The sequence below is a fragment of the Gordonia sp. NPDC003585 genome, assembly GCF_040610755.1.
Classification (GTDB): Bacteria; Actinomycetota; Actinomycetes; order Mycobacteriales; family Mycobacteriaceae; genus Gordonia.
The window spans coordinates 1-15,697 of sequence record NZ_JBEXMX010000029.1; the positions used below are offsets into that span (position 1 = coordinate 1).

General features: G+C 66.0%; 16 protein-coding genes. 13 read left to right on the forward strand and 3 right to left on the reverse strand.

Annotated features, from left to right (window positions below; translation table 11 throughout):
• From infB to ABZW74_RS10020, 4 genes are all read left to right on the forward strand, one after another.
• Positions 1-2,002: translation initiation factor IF-2 (gene infB / locus ABZW74_RS10005; RefSeq protein WP_355275982.1), on the forward strand; the 2,002-nt coding region annotated here is incomplete at its 5' end.
• Positions 2,003-2,095: 93 nt separating this feature from the next.
• The gene (rbfA, locus tag ABZW74_RS10010) at positions 2,096-2,545 is read left to right on the forward strand and encodes a 30S ribosome-binding factor RbfA (RefSeq protein WP_240856920.1); all 450 of its coding nucleotides are present in this window, start codon (positions 2,096-2,098) and stop codon (positions 2,543-2,545) included.
• Positions 2,542-3,498: a bifunctional oligoribonuclease/PAP phosphatase NrnA gene (locus ABZW74_RS10015; protein ID WP_355275984.1), complete on the forward strand. Its 957-nt coding sequence runs from the start codon at positions 2,542-2,544 to the stop codon at positions 3,496-3,498. Before rbfA ends, ABZW74_RS10015 begins: the two co-directional genes overlap by 4 nt.
• Complete coding sequence (locus ABZW74_RS10020; protein ID WP_355276042.1) at positions 3,495-4,859, forward strand: MATE family efflux transporter; 1,365 nt, start codon at positions 3,495-3,497, stop codon at positions 4,857-4,859. The genes ABZW74_RS10015 and ABZW74_RS10020 overlap by 4 nt, the downstream gene beginning before the upstream one ends.
• Here ABZW74_RS10020 and ABZW74_RS10025 read toward each other — a convergent pair whose 3' ends face one another.
• Positions 4,860-5,636, reverse strand: coding sequence for a hypothetical protein (locus tag ABZW74_RS10025; RefSeq protein WP_240856922.1), 777 nt, complete (start codon positions 5,634-5,636; stop codon positions 4,860-4,862). It lies immediately after the preceding gene.
• A 101-nt stretch (positions 5,637-5,737) separates the two neighbouring features.
• Between ABZW74_RS10025 and ABZW74_RS10030 the strand changes: the two genes are divergently transcribed.
• The 3 genes from ABZW74_RS10030 to truB are packed head-to-tail and all read left to right on the forward strand — an operon-like array spanning position 5,738 to position 8,257.
• Positions 5,738-6,703, forward strand: a complete 966-nt coding sequence (locus ABZW74_RS10030; RefSeq protein WP_355275986.1) for a metallophosphoesterase — start codon at positions 5,738-5,740, stop codon at positions 6,701-6,703.
• Positions 6,700-7,356 carry a 4'-phosphopantetheinyl transferase gene (locus ABZW74_RS10035; RefSeq protein WP_240856923.1) on the forward strand — a complete coding sequence of 219 codons (657 nt, stop codon included), beginning with the start codon at positions 6,700-6,702 and terminating at the stop codon, positions 7,354-7,356. The genes ABZW74_RS10030 and ABZW74_RS10035 overlap by 4 nt, the downstream gene beginning before the upstream one ends.
• Position 7,357: 1 nt before the next feature.
• Positions 7,358-8,257 carry a tRNA pseudouridine(55) synthase TruB gene (truB, locus tag ABZW74_RS10040; RefSeq protein ID WP_355275988.1) on the forward strand — a complete coding sequence of 300 codons (900 nt, stop codon included), beginning with the start codon at positions 7,358-7,360 and terminating at the stop codon, positions 8,255-8,257.
• 8 nt (positions 8,258-8,265) lie between these two features.
• Here truB and ABZW74_RS10045 read toward each other — a convergent pair whose 3' ends face one another.
• Positions 8,266-8,556, reverse strand: a complete 291-nt coding sequence (locus tag ABZW74_RS10045; protein WP_240856925.1) for a YiaA/YiaB family inner membrane protein — start codon at positions 8,554-8,556, stop codon at positions 8,266-8,268.
• A gap of 209 nt (positions 8,557-8,765) precedes the next feature.
• On the opposite strand from ABZW74_RS10045, the gene ABZW74_RS10050 reads away from it, so the two are divergent.
• Genes ABZW74_RS10050 through ABZW74_RS10060 form a run of 3 tightly spaced genes read left to right on the forward strand, consistent with a single transcriptional unit; the run spans position 8,766 to position 10,204 of the window.
• Complete coding sequence (locus tag ABZW74_RS10050; RefSeq protein ID WP_355275990.1) at positions 8,766-9,704, forward strand: oxygenase MpaB family protein; 939 nt, start codon at positions 8,766-8,768, stop codon at positions 9,702-9,704.
• Positions 9,705-9,726: 22 nt separating this feature from the next.
• The gene (locus ABZW74_RS10055) at positions 9,727-9,954 is read left to right on the forward strand and encodes a hypothetical protein (protein ID WP_355276044.1); all 228 of its coding nucleotides are present in this window, start codon (positions 9,727-9,729) and stop codon (positions 9,952-9,954) included.
• Positions 9,955-10,012: 58 nt separating this feature from the next.
• Entirely contained in the window at positions 10,013-10,204 is a 192-nt protein-coding gene (locus ABZW74_RS10060) for a hypothetical protein (RefSeq protein ID WP_355275992.1), read from the forward strand.
• Between the two features lie 513 nt (positions 10,205-10,717).
• Here the strand turns inward: ABZW74_RS10060 and ABZW74_RS10065 are convergent.
• Positions 10,718-11,440 carry a metal-dependent transcriptional regulator gene (locus tag ABZW74_RS10065; protein WP_355275994.1) on the reverse strand — a complete coding sequence of 241 codons (723 nt, stop codon included), beginning with the start codon at positions 11,438-11,440 and terminating at the stop codon, positions 10,718-10,720.
• A gap of 165 nt (positions 11,441-11,605) precedes the next feature.
• On the opposite strand from ABZW74_RS10065, the gene ABZW74_RS10070 reads away from it, so the two are divergent.
• The 3 genes from ABZW74_RS10070 (at position 11,606) to ABZW74_RS10080 (ending at position 15,639) form a co-directional block, all read left to right on the forward strand.
• On the forward strand, positions 11,606-12,571 hold the full coding sequence (locus ABZW74_RS10070; RefSeq protein WP_355275996.1) for a bifunctional riboflavin kinase/FAD synthetase: 966 nt from the start codon (positions 11,606-11,608) through the stop codon (positions 12,569-12,571).
• A 113-nt stretch (positions 12,572-12,684) separates the two neighbouring features.
• A complete protein-coding gene (gene rpsO / locus ABZW74_RS10075; protein WP_240856930.1) occupies positions 12,685-12,954 on the forward strand; it encodes a 30S ribosomal protein S15 in 270 nt (89 codons plus the stop codon).
• Between the two features lie 372 nt (positions 12,955-13,326).
• Complete coding sequence (locus ABZW74_RS10080) at positions 13,327-15,639, forward strand: polyribonucleotide nucleotidyltransferase (RefSeq protein ID WP_240856931.1); 2,313 nt, start codon at positions 13,327-13,329, stop codon at positions 15,637-15,639.
• Positions 15,640-15,697: the final 58 nt, after the last annotated feature.

Consider the following 15,697-nt stretch of genomic DNA (forward strand, 5'->3'; position numbering starts at 1 on the left):
GCCGACCGGTGCTCCCGGTGGTCCTCCCGGTGGTGGCTTCCGCGGACGTCCGGGTGGCGGCGGCGGTGGCCGCGGTCGCGGTGGCGCTGCTGGTGCCTTCGGACGCCCCGGTGGGGCCCCGCGCAAGGGTCGCAAGTCGAAGCGGGCGAAACGCGCCGAGTACGAGAACATGCAGGCACCGGCCGTCGGTGGCGTTCGGCTGCCCCGCGGCAACGGCGAGACCATCCGTCTCGCTCGCGGTGCGTCGCTGTCGGACTTCGCCGACAAGATCGACGCCAATCCGGCATCGCTGGTCCAGGCGTTGTTCAACCTCGGCGAGATGGTCACGGCCACCGAGTCGGTGAATGACGAGACGCTGGAGCTGCTCGGCTCGGAGATGAACTACACCGTGCAGGTGGTCAGCCCCGAGGACGAGGATCGCGAACTCCTCGAGAGCTTCGACCTCACCTACGGCGAGGACGAGGGCGACGACGAGGATCTCGAACAGCGCCCGCCGGTGGTCACCGTCATGGGCCACGTCGACCACGGTAAGACCCGACTGCTCGACACCATCCGAAATGCCAGCGTCCGCGAGGGCGAGGCCGGTGGTATCACCCAGCACATCGGTGCCTACCAGGTCAACACCCACCTCAACGGTGACGACCGCCTGATCACGTTCATCGACACCCCGGGTCACGAGGCGTTCACCGCCATGCGTGCCCGCGGTGCCAAGAGCACCGACATCGCGATCCTGGTGGTCGCCGCCGACGACGGCGTCATGCCGCAGACGGTGGAGGCGATCAACCACGCGCAGGCGGCCGACGTGCCGATCGTGGTGGCGGTCAACAAGATCGACAAGGAAGGCGCCGACCCGTCGAAGATCCGCGGTCAGCTCACCGAGTACGGCCTCATTCCCGAGGAGTACGGCGGCGAGGCGATGTTCGTCGACATCTCTGCCAAGCAGGGCACCAACATCGACGCTCTGCTCGAGGCCGTGTTGCTGACCGCAGATGCATCGCTGGATCTGCGTGCCAACCCGGACATGGACGCCCAGGGCGTCGCCATCGAGGCGCACCTCGACCGCGGTCGCGGTCCGGTGGCGACCGTGCTCGTGCAGCGCGGAACGCTCAAGGTCGGCGACTCGATCGTCGCGGGCGACGCCTACGGGCGCGTCCGACGCATGGTCGACGAGCACGGCGAGGACGTGCCCGAGGCACTGCCGTCGCGCCCGGTTCAGGTCATCGGCTTCACGTCGGTGCCCGGCGCGGGTGACAACCTGCTCGTCGTCGAAGAGGACCGCACCGCTCGGCAGATCGCCGACCGCCGCAATGCGCGCAAGCGCAACGCGCTGGCCGCACGCAGCCGCAAGCGGATCAGCCTCGAGGACCTGGATTCGGCGCTGAAGGAAACCAGTCAGCTGAACCTGATCCTCAAGGGCGACAACGCCGGTACCGTCGAGGCCCTCGAAGAGGCGCTTCTCGGTATCGAGATCGACGACGAGGTGCAGTTGCGCGTCATCGGTCGCGGTGTCGGTGGTGTCACCGAAACCGACGTCAACCTGGCGGCGGCCTCGGATGCCATCATCATCGGCTTCAACGTCCGCGCGGAGGGCAAGGCCACCGAGCTGGCCAACCGTGAGGGCGTCGAGATCCGATACTACTCGGTGATCTACCAGGCCATCGACGAGGTGGAGAGCGCGCTCAAGGGCATGCTCAAGCCGATCTACGAAGAGGTGGAGCTCGGCCGCGCCGAGATCCGCGCGATCTTCAAGTCGTCGAAGGTCGGCAACATCGCCGGCTGTCTGGTGCAGTCGGGCATCGTCCGGCGCAACGCCAAGGCGCGCTTGCTGCGTGACAACATCGTCATCGCCGAGAACCTCACCATCGCCTCGCTCAAGCGGGAGAAGGACGATGTGACCGAGGTCCGCGACGGTTACGAATGCGGTCTCACGCTGACGTACTCGGACATCAAGGTCGGCGACGTCATCGAGTCGTATGAGCTGCAGGAGAAGGCACGCGACTGACGCATGACCTGCTCCCCTTCCCGAACAGCCCGCAACGCGGTGCCAAATCGGGAAGGGGAGTACCTTTTTTCACACCGCGAGGGAGGACTGGAGATGGCTGACCCGGCACGGGCACAGCGCTTGGCCAAGCGGATCTCGTCGATCGTGGCGTCTGCGATCGCGCACGAGATCAAGGACCCGAGACTGGCTTACGTGACGATCACCGATGCGCGTGTATCGGGAGACCTGCATGACGCGACCCTGTACTACACGGTGATGGGCGAATCCCTGGACGTCGAACCCGATTTCGACGGTGCGGCGGCGGGGCTCGCGAAGGCGACCGGTGTCCTGCGGTCCAAGGTCGGTGCCGGAACCGGCGTTCGTTTCACGCCGACCCTGCGATTTGTCCTCGACACCGTGCCCGACGCGGCGCGGCAGATGGAGGAACTGGTCGCACGGGCGCGCGCCAACGATGAACTCGTCGCCCGGCAGGCGCGCGACGCCCGCCCGGCCGGCGATGCCGATCCGTACCGCACCCCCGACGAAGAGGGTACCCACGAGTGAGTCCTTCTTCGCCCGCGGAGATCGCCGCCGAACTCGCCGCAGCGAAGGCGGTGACGATCCTGTGTCACGTGCGCCCGGATGCCGACACGATCGGTAGCGGCCTGGCGCTCGGGCTCGCGCTCGACCGTCTGGGTGTCGAGGTCGAGGTCTCCTATCCCGGCGGCGAGCAGCTGCCGGCAGTCCTCGGTCGCCTGCCCGGCAGCAAGCTGCTCGTCGACGCCGGTGACGTGCACGGGCATCCGGTGACCGTGTCCGTGGACGCGGCCACGGCCGATCGGCTCGAGGCGCTGGAAGCGTCGTTCCGTGCGGCGGAGCGGTCGATCACGATCGACCATCACGCGTCGAATACGGGTTTCGGCGACCTCGACTTCATCGACCCGCACGCCGATTGCACGGCGCTGCTGGTGCTGCAGGTCCTCGACGAACTGCACGTCGAACTCGACGAGGACATCGCCACCTGCCTGTATGCAGGTCTGACGACCGACACCGGGTCGTTCAAGTGGGCTCGGCCGGAGTCGTTCCGGGTCGCGGCACGGCTGCTGGATATGGGTGTCGACGCCCGTAAGTGGAGCCGGGCTCTGTTCGACACGCACCCGTTCGTGTGGTTCACCATGATGTCGGAGGTGCTGGGGTCGGCTCGGCTGGAACCGGACGCCTGCAACGGCGAAGGTCTCGTGTACGCCGTGGTGGATCAGCAGGCGCTGGCCGGGATGAGCTGGTCGGAGTCCGAGAGCGTGATCGATATCGTGCGGACCGCCGGCGAGGCGGAGGTGGCCGCGGTGTTCAAGGAGATCGAGCCCGGGAAGTGGACGGTGTCGTTGCGCTCCAAGGACATCGTCGACCTCGTGCCGATTGCGCGCGCACACGGCGGTGGTGGTCATCGCCAGGCGTCCGGATACAGCGACGAGGGGACAGCCGCGGAAGTGGTCGCCCGATTGGTGACGTCGCTCTGACCGACATCGGCGACGCGGGCGTGCGGCGGATCGCCACATTGACGGTCTCGGCGCTGGCCGTGCTGATCGCGCCACCCCTCTACCTGCTGCTCGACCTGGCCGTTGTGGGACGACTCGGCGGTGACGAACTCGCCGCGCTGGCCGTGGCCACCCTGGTGCTCTCCATCATCAGTACCCAGCTCACGTTCCTGTCCTACGGAACGACTGCCCGATCGGCCCGACGATTCGGTGCGGGCGACCGTCCGGGCGCGATTGTCGAAGGTGTGCAAGCGAGTTGGATTGCACTCGGGGTCGGCGTCGCCATCGTCGCGGTTGCCTATCCGCTGGCTCCGATGGTGCTGCGAGCGCTGGTCGGCTCATCGTCGCCGGATGCCGCTGTCGTGGCCGACGACGCCGCCGGGTGGGTGCGGATCGCTGTCTTCGGCGTGCCACTGATCTTGCTGTCGATGGCGGGCAACGGATGGATGCGCGGCGTCCAGGACACCCGTCGCCCGGTGATCTACGTGGCGGTCGGGCTGTCGGTGGCCGCGGTACTCGTCGTCGGCCTGGTGCACGGCGTCGGACCCTTTCCGCGACTGGGTCTGCCCGGCAGCGCGGTGGCCAACGTCGTCGGCCAAGCGCTGACCGGTCTACTGTTCACGGTCCGCATCATGCGCGAGAGCATCGGCGGCACAACGGATTCCGCGTGGTCGGCGTTGCGGCCGCGGTGGCCGGTGATCGTCAAGCAATTGGTGATGGCCCGCGACCTCGTCGTGCGCAGTCTCTCGTTCCAGATCTGCTTTCTGTCGGCCGCTGCGGTCGCCGCACGCTTCGGTGTCGCACAGGTCGCCGCTCACCAGTTGGTGTTGCAACTGTGGGAATTCATGTCGCTGTTCCTGGACTCGCTCGCGATCGCCGCCCAGGCGCTCGTCGGCGCGGCGCTCGGTGCCGGCAGTGTGCGGGCCGCCGGATCGGTCGCACGACGCGTGACCGTGGTATCGCTGGTCGCCGCCGGGCTTGCCGCCGGCGTGTTCGCGGCGGGGGCGTCGATCATTCCCCGCGTCTTCACCTCCGACGCCGCGATTCTCGACGCGATCGGCGTGCCGTGGTGGTTTTTCGTCGCGATGCTGCCGATTGCCGGCGTCGTGTTCGCGCTCGACGGCGTGCTGCTCGGCAGCGGCGACGCCGCGTTCCTGCGAACGGCGACGCTGGCCGGCGCGCTGCTCGGATTCCTCCCGCTGATCTGGCTGTCGCTGGTGTTCGACTGGGGCCTGGCCGGCATCTGGTCGGGGCTGGTGGTGTTCATGCTGGTGCGTCTCGCCACGGTGGTCTGGCGCATCAGGTCCGGGCGGTGGCATCGCGTGGGTGCCGAGACCGCCTGATCACCAGGCGCCTGGTGGCCTGCGATCGTCGTAGCGGGTCTGCTGGTAGGCGGGCTGTTGATAGTGGGGGTCGAATGCCTGGGTGGGTTGCGACTGCCACTGGTTGGCCGGTGGCTGCGTCGTGCCTGGGCCGTCGGACGATCGGCCGAACAGACGGAACGCGTCGACCACACAGAAAATGAGAATGCCACCGACCACGACGGCCAAGTCGACCGCGGACTGCTGGTAGAAAACAGCCGGAGCGTCTGCCGTCCAGTCGATCTTCGGTATCTGCCACGCAGCAACGGCGATGAGCGGACCGACGATCAAGATGCCGAGGAACGCGAATCCGCTGCGTCGACGGGCAATGGTCCACCCGAAGATGCATCCGCAGTAGAGCGCCGCATAGATCGACCTCGCCACCCACGGTTCGATGCGGGCCAGGTCATCAGCACTGAGATCGAGGTCGACGAAGAGCCAGCGGTGGAAGGTCGGACTGACCAGCACGAGGTAGGCCGCGCCGAAGATCATCGCGACCACGGCGGACAGAATGCGCTGGGCGACCTTGCGGCCCCAGATCAGCAGGACGAGGACGAAGGCGACCCAGAAGCCGGCTTCGACGAACCAGAAACCCCAGTCGGGCGCCGGTTCCATCTCGCTGACCACCTGCAGTCCGAGTGCGTATCCCATGAAGAGTGCGACCAGCAGGATCGTGCTGATGATCCCGCGCACCAGCCACGGGCCGCGATCAGAAAAACCAGGCTTGGGCGTCGGCGGACGCCAGGTCGGGTCGCTCACGCCGTAGGACACCGGTGAAGTTTCTCACGTCGGCCCCTCGGATGCGGATCGATGCGTGCGGAGCGGCGTCGGTACCACTCGGTCTGGCACGATGGATCCTTGTGGCAACTCTGTGGGCGATCAGCGATCTGCACGTCGCGCATCGGGGTAACGAGCACATCGTCGACCAGATCCGGCCGTCCTCACCCGACGACTGGCTGATCGTCGCCGGCGATGTGGCCGAGCGCACCGACGACATCGTCGACACCCTCCGCCGTCTGCGCACCCGTTTCCACACCGTCGTGTGGGTGCCCGGTAATCACGAGCTCTACACGACTGCCAAAGATCCGCTCCAGGTGTTCGGCGTGGCCCGCTACGACTACCTCGTGCAGGCGTGCCGCGACCTCGGCGTCGTGACACCCGAGGACATCTACCCGCTGTTCGACCCGGGCGACGGCACGCCACCGGTGCGGGTGGTGCCGATGTTCCTGCTTTACGACTACACCTTCCGGCCCGAGGGCACCGCGAACAAACTCACCGCGCTCGCGTTGGCGCGCGAGCGCAATGTGGTGGCCACCGACGAGTTCCTGCTGTCCCCGGAGCCGTTCGGAACGCGCGACGCCTGGGGCCGTGCTCGGATCGAGTCGACGCGCACGCGGCTCGAAGCGCTCGACCCCGCCGAGAAGACGGTCCTGATCAACCACTGGCCGCTGCGCCGCGAACCCACCGACGCCCTGATGTACCCAGAATTCGCGCTGTGGTGCGGCAGCGAACTGACCGCGGACTGGCATACCCGCTTCAATGCGGCCTGCTGCGTCTACGGGCACCTGCACATCCCGCGGACCACCTGGTACGACGACATCCGGTTCGAAGAGGTGTCCGTCGGCTACCCACGCGAATGGAAGCGTCGGGGGCTGCCGCAACCGTTGCTGCGCAAGATCATCCCCGACGAGGGACTGCGGCCCGAAGACCTTCCCGAGCACGGTGCCCGGTTCGAACTCCCACCCGACTATGCTGAGCGCGCCGCCGAGTTCCGGCGGCGGATCGAGGAGCGGCGCGCACGACGAGCAGGGAGTCAGAATTCGTGATCGAACGATTGGTGCCCGCGGGAGTCGCGTCCGCCGAGGCCTTCTCGGATCCGCCCGGACTCGAACCGTTGCCGGCCGAACGCAGTCTCGTAGCCAAGGCGGTCGACAAGCGTCGTCGTGAATTCACCACCGCGCGCCATTGCGCCCGACAGGCGTTGGGCCAGTTGGGCTTCGGTCCGGAGCCGATTCTGCGCGGAGACAAGGGATCGCCGGTGTGGCCGTCGGGCGTGGTCGGCAGTCTGACCCACTGCGATGGATATCGTGGTGCGGTGGTTGCCTATTCGATGCAGGTCCGATCGCTCGGGATCGACGCCGAGCCCCATGATCGACTGCCCGACGGCGTGCTCGATCACACCAGTCTCCCCGAGGAACGTGCGGTGCTCGCCACGCGATCCTCGGACCTCCACTGGGACCGATTGTTGTTCTGCGCCAAGGAGGCCACCTACAAGGCATGGTTTCCGGTGACCGGACGCTGGCTCGGTTTCGAGGATGCGCACATCACGTTCGAACAGGCCGACGCGACGTCGGGCACCTTCCGAACACGCATTCTCATCGACCCCGCCGCGGCGGACGGGGGAACGCCGTTGCTGGAACTTCCGGGTCGGTGGCTGATCGACGATGGCCTCATCATGACCTCGATCGCGCTGGTGTGACATGGCGGACGCATCGATCGAGAACGCCGGTTTGCTCATCGTCGACAAGGCGGCGGGCATCACCAGCCACGATGTGGTCTCGCGCTGCCGCAAGATCTTCAACACTCGACGCGTGGGACACGCGGGCACCCTCGACCCGATGGCCACCGGCGTTCTCGTCATCGGAATCGAGCGTGCGACAAAGCTTCTCGGCCTGCTGTCGCTGACCACCAAGTCGTACGCCGCGACCATCCGGCTGGGTGCGGCCACCACCACCGACGACCGTGAAGGTGAGGTCATCTCCTCGGCAGACGCCTCATCGGTGACCGACGGCGAGATCACGGCACAGATCGCCACCTTGACCGGCGATATCCTGCAGGTGCCGGCCAAGGTCAGTGCGATCAAGGTCGACGGTCGGCGCGCCCACGCCCTGGTACGCACGGGTGCCGACTTCGATCTCGCGCCCCGGCCGGTGACCGTCTCGCGATTCGAGGTCGTCGAGATCCGGCGTGAGGGCGAGTTCATCGACCTCGATGTCGTGGTCGACTGCTCCGCGGGTACCTACATCCGTTCACTGGCAAGGGATCTGGGCGTTGCGCTCGGCGTCGGCGGGCATCTGACAGCACTACGACGGACGGCCGTCGGACCGTTCACGCTGGATCATGCGTTGACTCTCGAGCAGGTCGCCGAGCGACCGCACGTCAGCCTCGACATCGACGAGGCGGTCAAGATCTCGTTCCCGCGCCGCGACATCGACAACGACGAGGCGGAGTCGATCAGTCAGGGCCGCTGGCTGGATCCGATTGGCATCAAGGGTGTCTACGTGGTCGTCGACCCCGCACAACGGGCCATCGCGCTTGTCCAGGAGAAAGGTCGCCGGGCGAGTTCGGTGATGGTGGTGCGCCCGGCGACCCTGCGCTGACCAGGCGTTCAGGCGACGCCCTTGAAAGGGTCGTGCTCGGCGATGAGTTTCTCGACGCGGGCCCCATCGAGGCGGGCGCGGACACTGGTCTGCTCCTGACGATCCCGGACCACCTTCGCGAGGGTGAATGTGCTGGAGGTCAGGAACAGCAGGGTGATCGCGAGGAAGCCGCGTTGCCACGCGTCGAGAGGGAGATAGGCGATGCCGATGATCGAGGCGCCGAGGCTGACGCCGAACGCGATGGCGGCCTGAATGTAGTAGGCGGTGGTCGTCGCGGACTGAGGAATCTCATTGGTCATGACAGAAACTGTCGCCCGTCCGGATCGTCGCTGCATGCGTGCTTCTACTCAGGCCGGCTGAGTACATGCGTCCGAGTACTCCCTCGGGACCAATGGCCCCAATTGCGCATCCGATCGTCGGAACTGCTTGACAGTAGCCCTGAACAGGCGCACGTTAGTCTGACTACACCAGTATTCAGATTGTTTTGCACGCAACGATGGGGGTCGAGATGACAAGCGTGGCACGCAGACCAGGGGGCAGTAGGTATCTGCCCGACCTCACGACCGCGACAGAGCATCTCTCTGTGGAGCAGACCCGGATCACGGTCAGCACCCCGCAGCGTCGTGCTGACGAGTACTTCGTTCGCGGTCACCTGGAAGACGCGTTCGATTTCTGGGCCGCAGCGGGTTCGGCGGCCAATGTCGCCATGCAACTCGGCTGGCCGGAGGTCGCCTACGGCGTGATGGAGTCCAAGGTCGAGTCGGGCGCGTTGATGAAGCATCCGTGGAAGCGGCTCCGAACCACCGAACAGTATCTGGCGGTGGCCATCCTGGGGACCGACGACGAACGAGCGGCCTACGCAGAGGCGATCAACTGGGCCCACCGGCAGGTCCGGAGCACCGAGTCGTCGCCAGTCAAGTACAACGCCTTCGATCGTGAACTCCAGATGTGGGTCGCGGCATGCCTGTTCATCGGTTTCGAGGACACTCACCAGTTGCTGCACGGACGCATGGATTCGGAGCAGGCCGAGAAGTTCTATCAGAGTGCACGTCCGCTGGCCACGACGTTGCAGGTGACCGACGACATGTGGCCGGCAACCCGCGCAGACTTCGACCACTACTGGAACATTGCGTGCGAGCGGATCAGCTACGACGAGCAGCAGGCGAAATTCATCAACGACCTCGTCGACCTTCGCATGATCAATCCGCTACTCGGCCTGCCGTTACGTGGGCTGCTTCGGTTCCTGACGATAGGTTCGCTGCCACCCCTGTTCCGCGAGAAGCTGGGCTTGCGCTGGCGGCCGATCGATCAGCGACGCTACGACAACCTCTTCCTGTTCGTCGGTTTCGTCAATCGCTTTCTGCCGCGACCACTTCGGTTCGGCGGCTTTTACATCGTGATGCGCGACCTGCGTCGCCGGATTCGCAAAGGAAAGCCTCTTGTCTGATACACGGACGACGCCGACCTCGTTGTGGGGCTATGTCAGTCGCATCCTCGACCACGAGATGAAGGTGTCGGAATTCATCGGCGCCCTGATCCTGATCGGCATTCCCTACTTCATCATCGGCGTCATCTGGACCGTGACGCACACGTCGCATCTGTCGGACGTCGACAGCACCACCGACAAGGTGATCTCCTTCCTCGGTTCCATCGTGTGCTGGCCCGTTCTGACGTTCTCCAACGTCACGATGACATGACGATCGGGGACATGGCCGTCGGGGACATGACCATCGGGGACCTGAAAGGCGTTGCAACATGATGACTTTGGTGCGGTTGATCGACATCTTCGTCGAGTTCGTGAAGATCCTCATCGGCCAGAGGGGTAACGCGGTGGCCCGTGTGCTGGCCTGGCTCGTGGTGCTCGCCGCGGTCGTGGCGGTCGTCTGGCTGATCGCCTGGGGAGCGTCGATGATCCCGACGTGGGTCGACGCGCTCAACGGGAGCTGATCCGACGAGTTCGGTGACAGCCCTCTGAACTGGGGAAATGCTGCGTGTCAAGGAGGTGCCGAGGACACCATGTGTTCGGTGGAGAATCTGTGCTGCACGCAGTTGAGCCGACGCGACACAGGGTGTGGCCTTCGAGCTGCGAGAACTCGAGTTGAGTTGGAGAACGCGAGTGCTGCAGCACCTTCGTTCTCCAATTCGGCACCGGTTGTCGCGGTGCCCCTCGCGCCGAAGCTCCGGCCCGCATGGCGGCCGCGTTCTTCCCACCTCAAGGTCGACTGGCGAACGTCGTAGCAGAAGGTGTCGCCCAGAGGGTACGTTCTACTACAACGTTTTCCACGGTCCCACCGTTGCTGCCATCTGGGCGCGCCGACTTCTGTGCTCGACGACGAGGTTCCCAGTCCGAGGACTTGCGCTGCGACAGGGGCCTCGTTTCTGTCCAGAGACCTTCGGAACTGCCGACGGTCCTGACCACAAGTGAGGTCTTTGTGATGGTGGTCCGCGACGGCCGCTGAATCAGTGATCGGCGAGATAGATGGCCCGCGCCGCGATGTCGCCGAGATCGAGTTGTCCGTCGCCGTCGACCGAGATGGTGATGGTGCCCGCGAACGGTCGCTTCTCGGCGACGGTGAGAACGCTGTCGAGCGCCACCCCGACCTCGTCGAAGTAGCGGAGCATCTCCGGATCATCGTCGGAAATCCTTGCCACCGTGCCGGATTCGCCGGATTCCAGGTCGGATAGGAGGCGCAGGTCGGGACTGGGCACCGAGCCGTCGAGGGCCGGGATCGGATCACCGTGCGGATCCCGGTCGGGATGTCCGAGTTTCGCGTCGAGCCGAGCCATCAGTCGATCGGACACGGCGTGCTCCAGAACCTCGGCCTCGTCGTGCACCTCGTCCCAGCCGTAGCCGAGTTCGCGAACCAGAAAAGTCTCGAGCAACCGATGACGGCGCACCATCAGGATCGCCGCGGTCCGGCCTTCTTCGGTCAGCGTCACTGCGCCGTAGCGCTCATGTGAGACCAGGCCCTGGTCGGCGAGTTTGCGGATCGCCTCGGACGCCGTCGAGGGGGAGACCGCGAGCTTCTCGGCGAGCATCTTCGTGGTCACCTTGACGTCGGCCCACTCCTGGGTCGTCCAGATGATCTTGAGGTAATCCTGGGTGACCGACGACAGCTCGGTCACCGGTCGCTCGGTGGCCGCCGGTTTCGTTCGCGGTGTAGACGCGCGGGAATTCGGCATGCCTTGACTCTATCGTTCCCGACGGGCGCACAGCCGAGTCGACGTGCGGTGGCGTAGCGCGTGGGCGTCGATGCCCGACATCGTGATGGATTGCGGGCGAACTGTTTGCCAACGGCGTCGGGCTGTCGGTGGTTTGGAGACCGTCGTGGTCGTAGGCTGGTGCGCGTGTTGCGATGGCGAGGTCTCGACGACATCCCTGCGGATTGGGGGAGATGCGTGGTCACCATCGGTGTCTTCGATGGAGTACACCGCGGTCACGCTCAATTGATCAGTGCGGCGACGACAGCCGCGCGCGAGCGTGGCGTGCCGTCGGTGCTGATGACGTTCGATCCGCATCCGGCCGAGGTTGTCCGGCCAGGTTCGCATCCGCCGCAACTGACGACGCTGACCCGCCGGGCCGAACTCGCCGAGGAACTCGGCATCGACGTTTTCTGCGTGATGCCGTTCACGCCGGAACTGGCGTCGCGGTCACCGAAGGACTTCGCCCACGACGTGCTGGTGGAGAGTTTGCACGCGGCCGACGTTGTGGTGGGCGCCAACTTCACGTTCGGCAGGAAGGCCGCGGGTGACGTTGCGAAGCTGACCGAACTCGGAGCGAAGTTCGGGTTCGAGGTGCAGGCGATCTCGTTGTTCGGCGAGCATGCTGTCACCTTCAGCTCCACCTACATCCGGTCGTGTGTAGCCGCGGGCGATGTCGACGCCGCCGCCGAGGCGCTCGGGCGGCCGCACCGCGTTGAGGGTGTGGTGGTCCGCGGTGACGGACGCGGTCGCGAATTGGGTTTTCCGACAGCCAATGTCGCGCCTCCCATGTACGCGGCGATCCCGGCCGACGGGGTCTACGCCGCGTGGTTCACGGTGCTCGGCGCCGGACCTGTGGTGGGTCAGGTGGCGCCGGGGGAGCGTTACCAGGCGGCCGTGTCGGTGGGTACCAATCCCACGTTCTCGGGCCGCACCCGGACGGTGGAGGCCTTCGTCCTCGATGCGTCGGCCGACCTGTACGGACAGCACGTCGCCGTCGACTTCGTCAGCCGCATCCGTGCGATGGAGGCATACTCCAGCGTCGATGCGCTGATCGACGCGATCGCCGCCGACGTCGACAAGACGCGCGCGATTCTCACTGCGGAGCAGTGACGATTTGGGTGCCCGCGGTTGCCGCTGGTAGCCTGGTCAGTCGGCGTTGCTGCAGTCCGCGGCGGCACGTCAGGAGTTTGCGAACGCGGCACTGAGAAGTTCAGGAGAACACCATGGCACTGACTGCTGCCGAGAAGAAGACCATCCTCACCGAGTACGGCCTCCACGAGACCGACACCGGTTCCCCCGAGGCGCAGGTCGCGATGCTGACCAAGCGCATCACCGACCTCACCGAGCACCTCAAGCAGCACAAGCACGACCACCACAGCCGCCGCGGCCTGCTGCTGCTGGTCGGCCGTCGCCGCCGCCTGCTCAAGTACGTCGCCAAGGTCGACATCGAGCGCTACCGCTCGCTGATCGAGCGCCTCGGCCTGCGTCGCTGAGCGCACATTTTTCGCACACCGGCCGCGTTTCCCGACCTCGGGAGACGCGGCCGGTTTGTATCTGTCAAGACCTGTGACCGCGCGATGATAAACTGACAGATGGATCGTTGCCGTGCAGTCCTACGGGCGTGACGACGAATGAAGATCGGTCCTCGGTAGTGGCCGCCGGAACCCAGATGTGTTCCGGCCGCTTCGATCGATGGCCGTCTGAGCATTCACTCCGGCCGTCGACTCACATGGCACGTTCTGGGCTGGTTTTCGCGTGCGCGAGTACGTGTACGTGACCTGCCCATATCCGCATAAACAGGCCGCCCGGTGCGGCCATCACCACGGCCGCACGATGCGGCCGTCACGAAGGGATCTACACCCCACATGACAGATGTGACCACCACCGAAGGTCTCGAAGACTACGACGAGGCCATCACCGAAGCCACCGCCATCATCGACAATGGCAGCTTCGGTACCCGCACCATCCGTTTCGAGACCGGGCGTCTCGCCCTGCAGGCCGCCGGTTCGGTGACCGCCTACCTCGACGACGAGAACATGCTGCTGTCGACCACCACGGCGTCGAAGCACCCGAAGGAGCACTTCGACTTCTTCCCCCTGACCGTGGACGTCGAGGAGCGGATGTATGCCGCCGGACGTATCCCCGGATCGTTCTTCCGCCGCGAAGGCCGCCCGTCGACCGACGCGATCCTCACCTGCCGTCTCATCGACCGCCCGCTGCGCCCGTCCTTCGTCGACGGTCTGCGTAACGAGATCCAGGTCGTCGTCACGGTGATGAGCCTGAACCCGAATGACCTCTACGACGTCGTCGCGATCAACGCGGCGTCGGCATCGACCCAGCTCGCGGGCCTGCCGTTCTCCGGTCCAGTCGGCGGCGTGCGCGTCGCGCTGATCCCGACCGAGGAGAACAAGGCCGGCCAGTGGGTCGCGTTCCCGACCGTCGAGCAGCTCGAAGGCGCAGTCTTCGACATGGTCGTCGCCGGACGCATCGTGGGCGGTGAAGGCGATTCGGACGCCGGGAGCGGAGCGAGCGGGTCCATTGATACCGCCGACGTCGCGATCATGATGGTCGAGGCCGAGGCCACCGAGAACGTCATCGACATCATCGCCGGCGGCGCGCAGGCCCCGACCGAGGCGATCGTCGCCGAGGGTCTCGAGGCTGCCAAGCCCTTCATCGCGCGTCTCTGCGAGGCGCAGAAGTCGCTGGCCGCCGCTGCGGCCAAGGAGACCGGCGAGTTCCCGCTGTTCCCGCCGTACGCGCAGGATGCCTACGACGCCGTCGAAGGTGCCGCCAAGGACCGCCTGTCGGAGATCCTCACGATCCCCGGCAAGCAGGAGCGCGACGAGAAGACCGACGAGCTCAAGGACGACATCCTCGGACAACTCGGCGAGCAGTTCGAGGGTCGCGAGAAGGAGATCGGCGCGGCCTACCGCTCGGTCACCAAGAAGCTGGTGCGCCAGCGCATCCTGACCGACCACTTCCGCATCGACGGTCGCGGCATCACCGACATCCGGTCGCTCTCGGCCGAGGTCGCCGTGATCCCGCGTGCGCACGGAAGCGCCCTGTTCGAGCGCGGCGAGACCCAGATCCTGGGCGTCACCACCCTCGACATGGTCAAGATGGCGCAGCAGATCGACTCGCTCGGACCCGAGACGTCCAAGCGCTACATGCACCACTACAACTTCCCGCCGTATTCGACCGGTGAGACCGGTCGTGTGGGATCGCCGAAGCGTCGCGAGATCGGCCACGGCGCGCTCGCCGAGCGTGCCCTGTCGCCGGTCATCCCGAGCGTCGAGGACTTCCCATACGCGATCCGTCAGGTGTCCGAGGCGCTCGGCTCCAACGGTTCGACCTCGATGGGTTCGGTGTGTGCGTCGACCATGTCGCTGCTCAATGCCGGTGTGCCGCTGCGCGCCCCGGTGGCCGGTATCGCGATGGGTCTCGTGAGTGACACCGTCGACGGGGAGACCCGCTACGTCGCCCTCACCGACATCCTCGGCGCCGAAGATGCCTTCGGCGACATGGACTTCAAGGTCGCCGGCACCAAGGACTTCGTCACCGCCCTGCAGCTCGACACCAAGCTCGACGGCATTCCGTCGCAGGTGCTCGCGGGTGCGCTCAGCCAGGCCAAGGACGCCCGGCTGACCATCCTGGACGTGATGGCCGAGGCCATCGACGAGCCCGACGAGATGAGCCCGTACGCACCGCGCATCACCACCGTGAAGATCCCGATGGACAAGATCGGTGAGCTGATCGGCCCCAAGGGCAAGACGATCAACGGCATCACCGAGGAGACCGGCGCCAACATCTCCATCGAGGACGACGGCACCGTGTTCGTCGGTGCCACCGACGGACCGTCGGCGCAGGCTGCGATCGATCGGATCAACGCGATCGCCAACCCGCAGCTGCCGAAGGTGGGCGAGCGGTTCCTGGGCACGGTCGTCAAGACCACCGCCTTCGGTGCGTTCGTGTCGCTGCTCCCGGGTCGCGATGGCCTGGTGCACATCTCCAAGCTCGGCAAGGGCAAGCGGATCAACAAGGTCGAGGACGTCGTGAACGTCGGCTCCAAGCTCCGTGTGGAGATCGCCGACATCGACGACCGCGGCAAGATCAGCCTGGTCCCGGTCGACGAGAGCAAGGACGAGGCTCCGGCCGAGGCGGCCACCGCCGACGCCTGATCGTTGCGCGTCTGATCTGAGGCGGCCCGCCATCCGGTGACCCGGATGGCGGGCCGTT

What these genes read in the sequence shown, in the direction of transcription:
- ABZW74_RS10050 (WP_355275990.1), top strand. Translation starts at nt 8,766, where the DNA reads ATGACAAGCGTGGCACGCAGACCAGGGGGCAGTAGGTATCTGCCCGAC.
- ABZW74_RS10080 (WP_240856931.1), top strand. Translation starts at nt 13,327, where the DNA reads ATGACAGATGTGACCACCACCGAAGGTCTCGAAGACTACGACGAGGCC.
- truB (WP_355275988.1), top strand. Translation starts at nt 7,358, where the DNA reads ATGGCGGACGCATCGATCGAGAACGCCGGTTTGCTCATCGTCGACAAG.
- rpsO (WP_240856930.1), top strand. Translation starts at nt 12,685, where the DNA reads ATGGCACTGACTGCTGCCGAGAAGAAGACCATCCTCACCGAGTACGGC.
- ABZW74_RS10065 (WP_355275994.1), bottom strand. Translation starts at nt 11,440, where the DNA reads ATGCCGAATTCCCGCGCGTCTACACCGCGAACGAAACCGGCGGCCACC.
- rbfA (WP_240856920.1), top strand. Translation starts at nt 2,096, where the DNA reads ATGGCTGACCCGGCACGGGCACAGCGCTTGGCCAAGCGGATCTCGTCG.
- ABZW74_RS10045 (WP_240856925.1), bottom strand. Translation starts at nt 8,556, where the DNA reads ATGACCAATGAGATTCCTCAGTCCGCGACGACCACCGCCTACTACATT.
- ABZW74_RS10060 (WP_355275992.1), top strand. Translation starts at nt 10,013, where the DNA reads ATGATGACTTTGGTGCGGTTGATCGACATCTTCGTCGAGTTCGTGAAG.